The sequence below is a fragment of the Acinetobacter sp. LoGeW2-3 genome, from assembly GCF_002688565.1.
Lineage (GTDB): Bacteria > Pseudomonadota > Gammaproteobacteria > Pseudomonadales > Moraxellaceae > Acinetobacter.
This window is the reverse complement of record NZ_CP024011.1, coordinates 1,346,604-1,358,698: the sequence shown is the minus strand read 5'-3', so window position 1 is coordinate 1,358,698 and position 12,095 is coordinate 1,346,604. Positions and strand designations below refer to the sequence as shown.

General features: G+C 45.4%; 11 protein-coding genes. 2 read left to right on the top strand and 9 right to left on the bottom strand.

The genetic code is table 11. The annotated features are described in order from the left end of the window. Positions 1 to 13 precede the first annotated feature (13 nt). Positions 14 to 550 carry an inorganic diphosphatase gene (gene ppa, locus BS636_RS06455; RefSeq protein ID WP_005233448.1) on the bottom strand — a complete coding sequence of 179 codons (537 nt, stop codon included), beginning with the start codon at positions 548 to 550 and terminating at the stop codon, positions 14 to 16. Positions 551 to 670: 120 nt separating this feature from the next. Then, positions 671 to 1,069 carry an MAPEG family protein gene (locus BS636_RS06450; protein WP_099338040.1) on the bottom strand — a complete coding sequence of 133 codons (399 nt, stop codon included), beginning with the start codon at positions 1,067 to 1,069 and terminating at the stop codon, positions 671 to 673. Between the two features lie 100 nt (positions 1,070 to 1,169). Here BS636_RS06450 and BS636_RS06445 point away from each other — a divergent pair, with 100 nt between their 5' ends. After that, entirely contained in the window at positions 1,170 to 1,568 is a 399-nt protein-coding gene (locus BS636_RS06445; protein WP_099338039.1) for a hypothetical protein, read from the top strand. Between the two features lie 49 nt (positions 1,569 to 1,617). Here BS636_RS06445 and BS636_RS06440 read toward each other — a convergent pair whose 3' ends face one another. From BS636_RS06440 to BS636_RS06415, 6 genes are all read right to left on the bottom strand, one after another. After that, positions 1,618 to 3,294, bottom strand: a complete 1,677-nt coding sequence (locus tag BS636_RS06440; protein WP_099339616.1) for an AMP-binding protein — start codon at positions 3,292 to 3,294, stop codon at positions 1,618 to 1,620. A 149-nt stretch (positions 3,295 to 3,443) separates the two neighbouring features. Then, the gene (parC, locus tag BS636_RS06435; RefSeq protein WP_099338038.1) at positions 3,444 to 5,663 is read right to left on the bottom strand and encodes a DNA topoisomerase IV subunit A; all 2,220 of its coding nucleotides are present in this window, start codon (positions 5,661 to 5,663) and stop codon (positions 3,444 to 3,446) included. A 165-nt stretch (positions 5,664 to 5,828) separates the two neighbouring features. Beyond that, positions 5,829 to 7,148: an MFS transporter gene (locus tag BS636_RS06430; RefSeq protein ID WP_099338037.1), complete on the bottom strand. Its 1,320-nt coding sequence runs from the start codon at positions 7,146 to 7,148 to the stop codon at positions 5,829 to 5,831. Between the two features lie 124 nt (positions 7,149 to 7,272). After that, entirely contained in the window at positions 7,273 to 7,917 is a 645-nt protein-coding gene (locus BS636_RS06425; RefSeq protein WP_099338036.1) for a trimeric intracellular cation channel family protein, read from the bottom strand. 61 nt (positions 7,918 to 7,978) lie between these two features. Next, positions 7,979 to 8,443 carry a YchJ family protein gene (locus BS636_RS06420; protein ID WP_099338035.1) on the bottom strand — a complete coding sequence of 155 codons (465 nt, stop codon included), beginning with the start codon at positions 8,441 to 8,443 and terminating at the stop codon, positions 7,979 to 7,981. Between the two features lie 85 nt (positions 8,444 to 8,528). After that, the gene (locus tag BS636_RS06415) at positions 8,529 to 10,109 is read right to left on the bottom strand and encodes a TerC family protein (protein ID WP_099338034.1); all 1,581 of its coding nucleotides are present in this window, start codon (positions 10,107 to 10,109) and stop codon (positions 8,529 to 8,531) included. A 320-nt stretch (positions 10,110 to 10,429) separates the two neighbouring features. On the opposite strand from BS636_RS06415, the gene BS636_RS06410 reads away from it, so the two are divergent. Next, positions 10,430 to 11,047 carry a TIGR00730 family Rossman fold protein gene (locus BS636_RS06410; protein WP_099338033.1) on the top strand — a complete coding sequence of 206 codons (618 nt, stop codon included), beginning with the start codon at positions 10,430 to 10,432 and terminating at the stop codon, positions 11,045 to 11,047. Positions 11,048 to 11,105: 58 nt separating this feature from the next. On the opposite strand, the gene BS636_RS06405 is transcribed toward BS636_RS06410, so the two are convergent. After that, on the bottom strand, positions 11,106 to 12,080 hold the full coding sequence (locus BS636_RS06405; protein WP_099338032.1) for a hypothetical protein: 975 nt from the start codon (positions 12,078 to 12,080) through the stop codon (positions 11,106 to 11,108). Positions 12,081 to 12,095: the final 15 nt, after the last annotated feature.

The window sequence follows — 12,095 nt, the reverse complement described above, 5'->3', positions numbered from 1 at the left end:
AATAACAAAGCAACTATTTGTTTGCTTCCGCATAAGCTGCAATTGAGCTTAGTACTTCTTGTTTTGCAACATCAGCACCTTCCCAACCACTTAACTTAACCCATTTACCTGGTTCTAAGTCTTTGTAGTGTTGGAAGAAGTGTTCGATTTGGCTGATCAATAATGGAGGAAGGTCAGTATATTCTTGAACATCTTTGTAGATTGGAGTCAGTTTGTCGTGTGGAACTGCAACCAGTTTCGCATCAACACCACCGTCGTCTTCCATGTTCAGTTTGCCCACAGGACGGCAACGAATCACTGAACCTGGCTCTACTGGGTGTGGAGTCACAACCAATACGTCTAGAGGGTCACCATCTAGAGATAAAGTATTCGGTACATAACCATAGTTTGCTGGGTAGAACATTGCTGTACCCATGAAACGGTCTACAAACAGAGCATCAGAATCTTTGTCGATTTCGTATTTGATTGGCGCTGCGTTTGCAGGAATTTCAATAATTACATAGATGTCATTTGGTGCATCTTTACCCGCTGGGATATTGCTGTAGCTCATAGCATCACTCTTTAACAAGTTAAATCTTTTAAAAACCGCGACAATTATAACGGTTTTTGCAGATTTTTTTTGGTTTAAAAATATCGAACTGTAAATCAGTCGATTGATGGCAGAACTGACTTATATCAGCTTGATGATCAGCAGCAATAACGCAATCGGGCATAACATTGAAAGTAACCACATGATCGAACGCAGTGTGGCCCAGTTTGCCAGATAGCAAATGCCGTACAATACCCGGAAAATCAGGTAGCCAATCCCAAATGTCATGATTAAATCTTGTGGCATTACCAGATATTCAGCCATCAAAACTGCTGCGATAAACAGCGGTAAACTTTCAAAACTGTTCTGCTGAACAGCATTGGCACGTTTCGCAACGCCTGTAGACTGTTCTAGAAATTCACGTGGATTCTGGTTATCTTTGGCTTTAAAGCCCCCAGCTTTTTTGGCAATCATAGTAAATACATAAGGTAGCAGACAAGCCGCCAAAATGAGATAAATGATTCCTCCAATGCTCTGCATCTGATTCTTCTCATGAAAATTTTATCTGTATCATAGCATGGCATTTCGTGAATAAATTTTGTTAAATAGGGTGTTTTTAGCAACCATATAAGGATTCACGATGGTCAATCCCGATCAAAAAGAAATGTTGGATGTACTGGAACGCCAGCGTCAACATCAGCTGCAAGTGGATCGCGTCCTGAAAATTGTGTTGCCGATCGTGGCATTTCTACTGAGTGTCATCGCTGCCAATATGAATATCTGGTCTGCCTTATTCACCTTTGTGATGTTATGGATTGCCTTCTATGCTGTGGGTATCAAGCGCTATACCCTATGGCACTGGCTGACAGTTATTCTGGTGTATTGCCTGATTGATAATGTGCTTAGCTATGGTGAGTTCTACCGTCCTGCCTTCAACCGTCACTTCATTAGTCTGTTTGTCTTTGTGGGGATTGTCGGCATTGGTCGTCGCTACTTCGACCGCTGGTGGATGGAAAAGAATAAATCCACCCAACTGTAAAATATTTTCTATAAAAAAGCGCCTTTCGGCGCTTTTTTTCTTACAGCTCTTAAGCTGTTTTGCGTAGATCTTTGCGTAGGATTTTACCCACGTTTGATTTTGGCAACTCATCCAGGAATTCTACATAGCGCGGACGCTTGTAGCCTGTCAGATTTTCTTTTGCGAATGCGAGAACTTCTTCGGTTGTTAAAGAAGGATCTTTTTTCACGACAAACAGTTTAGGCACTTCACCTGATTTTTCATCTGGCACGCCAATCGCAGCAACTTCCAGTACTTTTGGATGTTTAGCTACAACTTCTTCAATTTCTGAAGGATAAACGTTGAAACCAGATACCAGGATCATGTCTTTCTTACGGTCGACGATTTTCACATAACCACGATCGTTCATCACACCGATATCACCAGTACGGAAGTAACCGTTGATCATGACCTTATCAGTTTCATCCGGACGGTTCCAGTAACCCTTCATCACCTGAGGACCACGGATCGAAATTTCACCCTGCTCGCCCAATGGTACTTCATTACCATCATCATCCAGGATTGCAACTTCAGTCAACGGCAATGGAATACCAATAGTGCCGCTAAATTCTTCAGATGCAGGCGGGTTTGCAGTCGCAACTGGAGACGTTTCAGACAGACCATAACCTTCGATGATGTTCGTACCGGTAACTTTCTTCCATGCTTCCGCAGTAGAAGGCAGAACGGCCATACCACCACCCATCGCCATTTTCAGGCGGCTATGATCCAGCTGTTTGAACTCTTCATTATTGATCAGTGCGTTGAATAAAGTATTCACTGCCGGGAAGAATGTAGGCTGGTATTTACGTAATTCTTTAATTACTGCAGGTAGATCACGCGGGTTTGGAATCAGTACGTTCGCCTGGCCTTTGTACATACCATATAGCGCACATACCATGAATGCAAAGATGTGATATAGCGGTAGAGCACAGAAGATACGGTCATCTGGCTGTCCGTCTTGCGCACCGAATTTGCTCTGGAAGATCCCATCACATTGCAGCATGTTTGCAACCAGGTTGCGATGCGTCAGTTCAGCACCTTTAGAAACACCTGTAGTACCACCGGTATATTGCAGTACAGCAGTATCGCTTAGAGTTAGTTCAGGACGTTTATAGTTGGTTGGGCTGACTTTGTTCAGTGCAGCATTAAACTTGACGTGACCTGGAATGTCCCAAGCTGGAATTTGTTTACGTACAGAACGTAGAACAAAGTTAACCAGTGTACCTTTCAATGCACCCAGCATATCGCCCACAGAAGCGACAACGACGTGCTTCACTGGGGTTTTGCCGATAATCGCTTGGTATACAGAAGCGAAGTTTTCAATGATCACCAGTACTTCTGCACCAGAGTCATTTAACTGATGCTCAAGTTCGCGTGAAGTATACAGTGGATTTACGTTAACCAGTACCAGACCCGCACGGAATACGCCCAATGCCACGACTGGATATTGCAACACGTTTGGCATCATCACTGCCACGCGTGTACCTTTTGCAAGCCCCAAACTTTGTAAATACGTTGCAAATTTACGACTAGCTTCTTCTAGCTCGTTGAAAGTCAATACTTTATCCATGAAGATAAAGGCATCACGTGAGCCAAACTTTTGGAAATTACGCTCAAAAATATCAACTAATGAAGTATTTTCTGGTGGCAGTTCTACAGTTTGTGGAATCCCTGTTTTCTCATATTCAGCGAACCAAATTTTTTCCATAACGCCATTCTCTCCAATCATAATCCTTAAAATATCAACTGTTTTTTTCAATACTGCGCTGATTTTTGAACTTGTTTATGCGCAATATTGCATCCATCTTGTCGAATCGTGGTTCATATATAACGTATTTCGATTGATGGATGCTAGTCTTATCTCTGAATCAACAGTTTATTTGCTTTCTGATATCCGCGTGGTAAAAGCTGTCCTTTCGAACCGCGTTTGCCAATGTACTTTTGCAGATCATCCCCTTTTAATTTTATTTGCTGTTGTCCTGCAAGCACTTGAATTATTTCATCTAAGCTCAAAGTTGTCATGGACAAAATTTGATCTTTATCTTCAAGTTGTATCAATTTATTACCCTTGCCTTTATTCAACACGGGTAATTCAGCCAAATCAATAATTAATAGACGACCTGCAGAACTGAGCACTGCCAGGTGAGTTTTGTCCTCGATTGGCTGCAGATTCATAGCCTGTGCACCTTCTGGCACAGTCAGGAATGCCTTACCCGCCTTGGCATTGGTATCTAACTGCTTGGCTTGAGTCTTGAAACCATAACCTTTACTGCTGATTGCCAGGATTTCAGCATCATCTTCAGCAACTAGAACCTGTTTAAAGCCAACCCCGCTTGCAGGAGATAGTTTTGAACTCAGCGGTTCACCTAAACCACGCGCCGATGGCAGGCTGTTAATCGCTAATGCATAACTACGACCAGTGTCATCCAGTACATAAACCCGCTGATTGGACTTGCCTTGGGCATGACTTAAATATTGGTCACCAGCACGGAAGTTCAGGTTTTCAGCATCCACTTCATGGCCTTTGGCACAGCGGATCCAGCCAGCTTCAGACAATACTACGGTCACAGGATCAGCAGGCAGCATCTCAGTTTCATCAATGGCAGCAGCTTCAGCACGCTCGACAATTGGAGAACGGCGGTCATCGCCAAATTTCTTGGCATCATCTTTAAGTTCATTGATGATCAGGTTCTTCAAAGATTCTGGATTTGCTAATTGCTCACGGATTTCAGCTGCTTTGGCTTCCAGTTCTTCCTGCTCACGGCGCATTTCCATTTCTTCAAGTTTGGCTAAATGACGTAACTTGAGCTCTAGAATGGCTTCGGCCTGAATTTCATCAATGCCAAACCGTTCCATCAACACTGGTTTAGGCTGATCTTCTTCACGAATGATCTGAATCACTTCATCGATATTCAGGTAGGCAATGATTAAGCCACCTAAAATATGTAAGCGTTTTTCGATTTTATTCAGATGGTATTGCAGACGACGGGTCACCGTAGTCTTACGAATTTCAATCCATTCCAGCAAAATACGACGAATCGATTTCACCTGTGGACGGCCATCCGCGCCAATCATGTTCATGTTGACGCGGTAGCTAGACTCAAGATCAGTCGTTGCGAACAAGTGACTCATCACCGATTCTGCATCAATACGGTTTGAGCGTAATACAATCACCAGACGGGTCGGATTTTCATGATCGGATTCATCACGTACATCAGTGACTAATGGCAGTTTTTTCGCCTGCATCTGATCTGCAATCTGGGTAATGATCTTGGAACCTGATACCTGATATGGCAGTTCGGTAATCACGATCTCATTTTTTTCTACCGTGTAGACTGCACGCATACGGTAGCTGCCACGACCAGTAGTTTGCATTTTCAGCAATTCAGCTGGTGGGGTAATAATTTCCGCTTTGGTTGGCAGATCCGGTCCCGGAATATATTCCGCTACTTTGCTGTCGGTCAGGTTCGGATTACGAATCAGCGCAATCGTCCCTTTGACCACTTCACGCAGGTTATGCGGTGGAATATCAGTTGCCATACCCACCGCAATACCGGTAGTACCATTCAACAGAATATTCGGTACACGAGCAGGCAGGTTTATCGGTTCTTTCATTGAACCGTCAAAGTTATCCTGCCAGTCACAAGTACCTTGACCCAACTCAGAAAGCAGTAGCTCGCTATATTGAGAAAGTTTAGCCTCGGTATAACGCATCGCCGCGAAGGATTTTGGATCATCCGGTGAACCCCAGTTGCCCTGCCCTTCAATGAATGGATAGCGGTAACTGAACGGCTGTGCCATCAACACCATAGCCTCATAACAGGCTGAGTCACCATGTGGATGGTATTTACCCAGCACATCACCTACAGTACGTGCAGATTTCTTCGGCTTGCTGGTCCACTTGAGACCAAGTTCACTCATGGCATAAACAATACGGCGTTGTACGGGTTTCAGACCGTCACTGATGTGTGGCAGTGCACGATCCATGATTACGTACATGGCGTAGTTGAGGTAGGCCTGTTCGGTAAATTCTGCTACGGAACGGTTTTCTGTCGCATGATGCGCAAGGCTTGTCATAACAACCTATAATCCTAAAAATGTCGTTTTTGTATCAATGTTTCTTATGCTAAGTCGCACTGCCTGACTGCACAAGGGCAGTAAAGTACACAGTGCGACAAATCGTGTCTTATGGCGTAAAAATATCCACTTTAAACGCCCTAAGCAACTAAAAAATCATCAGGTTTATTGACTCAAGGATTCTAAGGTCCGACCTTTGGTTTCTTCACCCAATACTAAGATCACTACAGCAACCGCAATCAGCACCGCAGTAAACATGGTAAAGACATAGCTGAAACCGCTTGGCATCACCATTAAATGGGTCACGGCAAACGGCGCGACAATACCACCAATGCGACCAATTGCCCCTGCCCAACCCGAACCAAACGCACGGATATTGGTTGGATATTGTTCTGGGGTATAGGTATAAAGAACGCCCCAAGCGCCGAGATTAAAGAAGGACATCAGACAGCCCCAGATCATGATTTCAGTGACACTGCTAGACTGACCAAAGAAGTAGGCGGATACCGCACACATGCCGATAAAGCCAGCCAATGTGGCTTTACGTCCGAGTTTCTCTACCAGCCATGCTGCGACCAGATAGCCTGGCAATTGCGCCAGAATCATAATCAGTACATATTCAAAAGACTGCACGATGGTATAGCCTTCTTTCACCAGCAGACTTGGTAACCAAGTGAAGATGCCATAGTAAGAGAAGATGATGCCGAACCAGATCAACCATAACATCAAGGTACGGCGGGCAAATATGCCTGACCAAAGCTGACCAAAGGAGATGGTCTGTTTCTCCGCCACAGGTCTAACCTGAAAGATTTCCAGTACTTCTACCCCACACTTGGCTTCGATACTTTTTACCAAAGCATGTGCTTCATCTACACGACCGCGGTTAATCAGGAACGGAATCGATTCCGGCACCATTTTCCAGATCACAATGGCATACAGTGCAGGAATACCACCGACTAAAAAGGCAGTATGCCAGTCAAATTTCGGAATCACAAAATAAGAGATTAATGCCGCACAGAGCCAGCCCAATCCCCAGAAACTTTCTAGCAAGACAATAAAGCGACCACGCACCCGCGCCGGAATATATTCACTGACCAAAGTCACAGCAACCGGTAACTGTCCACCAAGTCCCAATCCAACAATAAAACGGAACACCAATAACCAGGTCAGATTCGGAGCAAAAGCACAAGCTGCAGTTGCCAGACTGTAGATCACCAGCGTGAAAGCAAATACGGTCTTGCGGCCAAAACGGTCTGCCAGACCACCGGAACAGATTGCCCCGATTGCCATCCCAATAAAGCCAATCGACACCACCCAGCTTTTCTGATCCGGGGTCATCTGCCAGTCTTCTGCCATTTTGGCCAGAATGAAAGAAATCAGTCCGGTGTCCATGGCATCGAACATCCAGCCTAAACCAATCACCACCAACAGCATGTAGTGAAACCTGCCTATAGGTAAGCGCTGAATTCGGGAAACGAGGTCCATAAGTAAATCTCTAATAGGTGATTCGGGAGAAACTGCATGGAAAGCAGAAGGGTTATCCTATTTTTATACTACGATTGAATGCAGAAGCGAGGCTGTTTTGCCTCGCTCATCTGAAAATCATGTTTTATGAGGCATCCTTAGACGATGCTGATTGCTCATCATCATCTTTATAGATAAATTTCGGCATTTCCAGACCAAAATAAATGGCAATCAAACGTAAGGTAAAGCCAAAGATCAGGGTCGAAATGATGGTCACTTCAAGCGACAGACCTGCCTGGTTACATACCCAGTAGAAGATGACTGCAACAAAAGAAATACTGGCATACAGTTCACGACGGAATACCAGCGGCACATCATTACAGAGAATGTCACGCAGAATACCGCCAGAAACCCCGGTCAAGACACCAGCGACGGCGCTGACCACAAAGCCATGTCCCATTTCTAGCGCAATCTGGCAACCGATGATGGTAAAACCAATCAGGCCCAAGGCATCCAGCACCAGGAAGATGTTGCGTAAGTGACGCATCCATTTGGCAATCAGAATGGTGACAAAAGCCGCGCAACAGGTCAGTACCAGATATTCAGGATGCTTGACCCAGGTCAGTGGATAATGCCCGAGCAGCACATCACGAACCGAGCCGCCACCCAGTGCTGTAACACAGGCAATGATCACGACCCCAAACCAGTCCATGCTGCGCCGTCCGGCAGACAAGGCACCGGTCATCGCTTCTGCGGTAATGGCAATAATATAGATTACGGTCAACAACATCGCCCTGCTTCCACCTGAGGCTTTGAGATGGCGGCTATTCTAAGGCAAATCTATGTGAAAGTTATAAAAATTGCGCACAACATTGCTTAAATTTTTTCCCTGAACCGCAAATACAGGGTTGCTTCATCGTAAGCTGTTGATCTGTGGTCGGATCTAGAAAATACCAGACACCGTCTACTTTGACGAAATGCGACGCTTCATGATGAATCTGCGCCTGTTCACCATCATGAAAATGTGCCTTAAACTCAACCAGTGCATGACACTTATCCAGTTTTTCATTGGCCTGTACGATTTCCAGCTTCAGCCACTGATTGGCCTTGCTCCACTCCGCAATCGCAGGCATATCTAAAAACTTTTGCTGACCCAATGCCGTAGTCTGCTGGATATAGTCAATTTGCTGTTTGGCAAAAGCACTATAGCGTGAGCGCATTAGCTGTTCAGCCGTCTGCGCAATCTGCTTGCCTTGATGTAGCGGCTGACAACAGCTCTCATAAGTTCCCAGTCCACAGGGACATGCTTCTGACATGTTAAGTTCCAAAGATAATTTCCAAAAAAATAGCCCGACAATGCGGGCTATTTTAGCAAAATTCAGTTCACGCCTGAGACAGAACTCAATTCTTGGTTTGCTCTTTTGGAATGATATGAACTTTTTCGATCTTATGACCGTCCATGGTGACCACTTCAAAGATATGACCATCGGCTTCAAACTTCTCGCCATTTTCAGGTAAGCGACCAGTATGAAACAGAATATAGCCTGACAGTGTCGAGTATTCTTCTGACTCATCGACCAGGTCACGACCAATCAGCAAAGATACATGGCGGATATCGGTTGAACCTTCCAGCAACAGGCTGCCGTCATCCAAGCTTTCTGCTGCGGTGTCCATGTCATCTTCATCCGGGAATTCACCCGCAATCGCTTCTAGTACATCAATCGGTGTCGCAATGCCTTCAATCGAACCATATTCGTTCAAGACAATCGCCATTTGTAGCGGTGCCTGACGCAGCTGATCCATCACCATCAACACTTGAGCATTTTCATGCACAATCACGGGTTCACGTAAGTGCTTTTCAAAATCCAGCACGCCCGTTTCGATATATTCATTCAGGACTTTATGGGTCAGTACGATACCAGCAATATTATCCAGCTCACCACGTGCCACGATTAGACGTGAATGGCTCATCTGCAATAGATTAGCCTTGATGGTGGCTTCATCTTCATCCAAATCGATCCATTCCAGTTCAGGACGCGGTGTCATTACCGATTTTACTGGACGCTCTGACAGACCAAGGACGCCCTGCACCATCACACTGTGATAGACCCCACTTTCGTCATCATCAAAGACTTCATCAGCAAAAGCACGGGTTGCCAATACATCTTCCGGTTCAGAAGCATCATTGTCCTGAGCAGGTTTACCACCGAGCATACGCATCACGGCTGAAGCGGTGCGGTAACGTAGATCCGTTGTAGTGACCAGTTTTTCCTGATTCCGGCGCATGGTCTGGTTAATAAACTCGACCACAACCGAGAAACCAATTGCTGCGTACAGGTAACCTTTCGGAATATGGAAACCAAAGCCTTCAACCACCAGCGAGAAACCGATCATCATCAGGAAGCCAAGACACAAGATCACCACCGTTGGATGACGATTGACGAAATCCATCAAGGCTTTGGAAGCCCAGAGCATGATGCCGACAGCGATCACCACCGCAATCATCATCACAGACAGGTCTTTCACCATACCCACAGCAGTAATCACACTGTCGAGTGAGAACACGGCATCCAGAATCACGATCTGAACAATCACCATCCAGAATACGGCATGCACCGGATTTTCTTCTTTGGCCACCGGCTTGGCTTCAAGACGCTCATGTAATTCCATGGTGCCTTTAAATAATAGGAATACCCCACCAAACAACAGAATCAGGTCACGTCCTGAAAATGGGTGATCAAAGATATAGAAGAACGGTTCAGTCAGGGTAACGACCCAGGCAATGGAAGCCAACAGGATCAGACGCATGACTAGAGCCAGGCTTAAACCCAAAATTCGAGCGGTATTACGCTGTTCTGGCGGCAGTTTTTCCGCGAGAATCGCAATAAAGACCAGGTTATCGATGCCCAGAACGATTTCCAGCACAATCAGAGTCAGCAAGCCAATCCAGGCTGAAGGATCTGACATCCATTCAAAAATCATGACATGCTCTCCTGTAGATCAGTGGAAAGACATGCATTGTTGCTGAGTAACGCGGAACTGTGTCCAATTTGAGTTAAAGACTTGATATGGTGGCGTTTTATTTGGTTAAAGCGCCAACTTCGACTACCCATGTGAGTTCTATTGTAGTAAGACAGATTTTCAGTATAGCAAGTTCAAAATGAAATTCATCAGTTTTCATGCTTTGGTTGAAGCTTCCCGACTTCTGACTTCAAGATTGGCAAGGTTGATGCATAGAATTGTCATAATTTTAAGATATGTTGTCGTAACAAAATTAAAAAATGATAAGGTGAAGGAAAGACATGACTAGTGTAGTAAAAATGACTGAACATAAAAATAAATCTCCCCGTACCACCCGCCCGCTCGTTGCCTTGTACTGTGGTTCCCGTGCTGGCAATAACCCAATTTATCAGGAAAAAGCCATTCAACTCGCTCAGAGTCTGGCCCAGCAAGGCTTTGGTCTGGTCTATGGGGGGGCCAGCATTGGCCTCATGGGTCAGGTCGCGAATGCTATGATTGACCATGGTGGTGAAGCAGTCGGCGTGATTCCCGAGTTTATGCTGGATTATGAAATCGCGCATAGCAAGTTGACTGAACTGCATATTGTGCAGTCGATGCATGAACGTAAAGCCTTAATGGCAGAACGTGCCTGTGCCTTTGTAGCCCTGCCAGGTGGACTAGGCACCTTTGAGGAAATTCTGGAAATTGCCACTTGGGGCCAGCTGAATCAGCACCAGAAACCGATGATGCTGTATAACGTGAATAACTTTTATGATCCACTGATTGCCCAGCTGGATCATGCAGTGAATGAAGGCTTCCTGCCACCCCAGCATCGTGCCAAGCTGATTGTCTGCGAACATTCTGTACATATCTTTAATGCATTGAAAAATCTGGGTAGCCCAAAACAATTTGCTATTTAAACTTGATTTTTAGATTCAAAAAAGCGAGCACTTGGCTCGCTTTTTTATGCGATCAATTTTATTTACCGAAGTTAGTCACAAACTCATAGAACACCGGCAATGTAGTTGCCAGAATTACCGACATCGCTAGACCAAACATCAGTTTCATCGCATCTTTGCTGACATTGCGTGAAGTACGGTACTTGTTCACTTCACTCAGGAACATCGACATCGCAAACTCACGACCGGCCAACAGACCCAAGAATACCCAAGTGGTACTCATCGGAATATTGCTCCACTCTTTGAAAATGAGCAGGATAATGCCATACATAAAGTCGATGATCGTCGCCGAGCGAATATCGGTGACCCCAGTCTTGGTATCGATAATCTTCTGAATCGCACCACCGCGCTGATACAGAATCACACCGATTAATGCCACAAACACAGTAATGGCAAATATCAGAAACTCGAACGGTACCTGGCGCGGCACATAAACGAAGATATTGGCCAAATCCTGAATTAACCATTGGCTCCAGAGGAAACCGGTTGAGATCCACTGCAAGGCAATCCAGATGGTTGAAGGTGGATGATTACGGGTATTGGCAAAATACTCAGCGATCCGTTTCATCACCAGGCGATACACCACAATGGCCACGACGAAGGCGACGGCGTAACCCATCATGGATTTTACCATCATGGAACCGAGGCTAGTTGGGGAGAAAATGGTGAGCACCAGGAAAGTGGTACTGACCGGAATACCGTAACGCGTCAGAATCAGCAGCAAGACCGGCGGCACGACATACAGCCAGGTAATGCCTCCAGAAGGGAAAGGAATGGTTTCCAGACGGCCATAGGACGCGTCACCGATGCCAGAGCTCACCCATCCATAGGTCAACACCACCACCAGAATGGTACTAATGTAGATCCACAGTACCCACCATGGGCGATGCGAGTTGGATGAAATAAAGGTCCCTAATGTCTGCGGAACGTCATTTCCAACGATAGAATAGGCTGCCAAACAGAAGCCAATTACCATCAATATTTCGATGGACATAAAAACCAAACCTTT

What these genes read in the sequence shown, in the direction of transcription:
- ppa (WP_005233448.1), bottom strand. Translation starts at nt 550, where the DNA reads ATGAGCTACAGCAATATCCCAGCGGGTAAAGATGCACCAAATGACATC.
- BS636_RS06450 (WP_099338040.1), bottom strand. Translation starts at nt 1,069, where the DNA reads ATGCAGAGCATTGGAGGAATCATTTATCTCATTTTGGCGGCTTGTCTG.
- BS636_RS06445 (WP_099338039.1), top strand. Translation starts at nt 1,170, where the DNA reads ATGGTCAATCCCGATCAAAAAGAAATGTTGGATGTACTGGAACGCCAG.
- BS636_RS06440 (WP_099339616.1), bottom strand. Translation starts at nt 3,294, where the DNA reads ATGGAAAAAATTTGGTTCGCTGAATATGAGAAAACAGGGATTCCACAA.
- parC (WP_099338038.1), bottom strand. Translation starts at nt 5,663, where the DNA reads ATGACAAGCCTTGCGCATCATGCGACAGAAAACCGTTCCGTAGCAGAA.
- BS636_RS06430 (WP_099338037.1), bottom strand. Translation starts at nt 7,148, where the DNA reads ATGGACCTCGTTTCCCGAATTCAGCGCTTACCTATAGGCAGGTTTCAC.
- BS636_RS06425 (WP_099338036.1), bottom strand. Translation starts at nt 7,917, where the DNA reads ATGTTGTTGACCGTAATCTATATTATTGCCATTACCGCAGAAGCGATG.
- BS636_RS06420 (WP_099338035.1), bottom strand. Translation starts at nt 8,443, where the DNA reads ATGTCAGAAGCATGTCCCTGTGGACTGGGAACTTATGAGAGCTGTTGT.
- BS636_RS06415 (WP_099338034.1), bottom strand. Translation starts at nt 10,109, where the DNA reads ATGATTTTTGAATGGATGTCAGATCCTTCAGCCTGGATTGGCTTGCTG.
- BS636_RS06410 (WP_099338033.1), top strand. Translation starts at nt 10,430, where the DNA reads ATGACTAGTGTAGTAAAAATGACTGAACATAAAAATAAATCTCCCCGT.
- BS636_RS06405 (WP_099338032.1), bottom strand. Translation starts at nt 12,080, where the DNA reads ATGTCCATCGAAATATTGATGGTAATTGGCTTCTGTTTGGCAGCCTAT.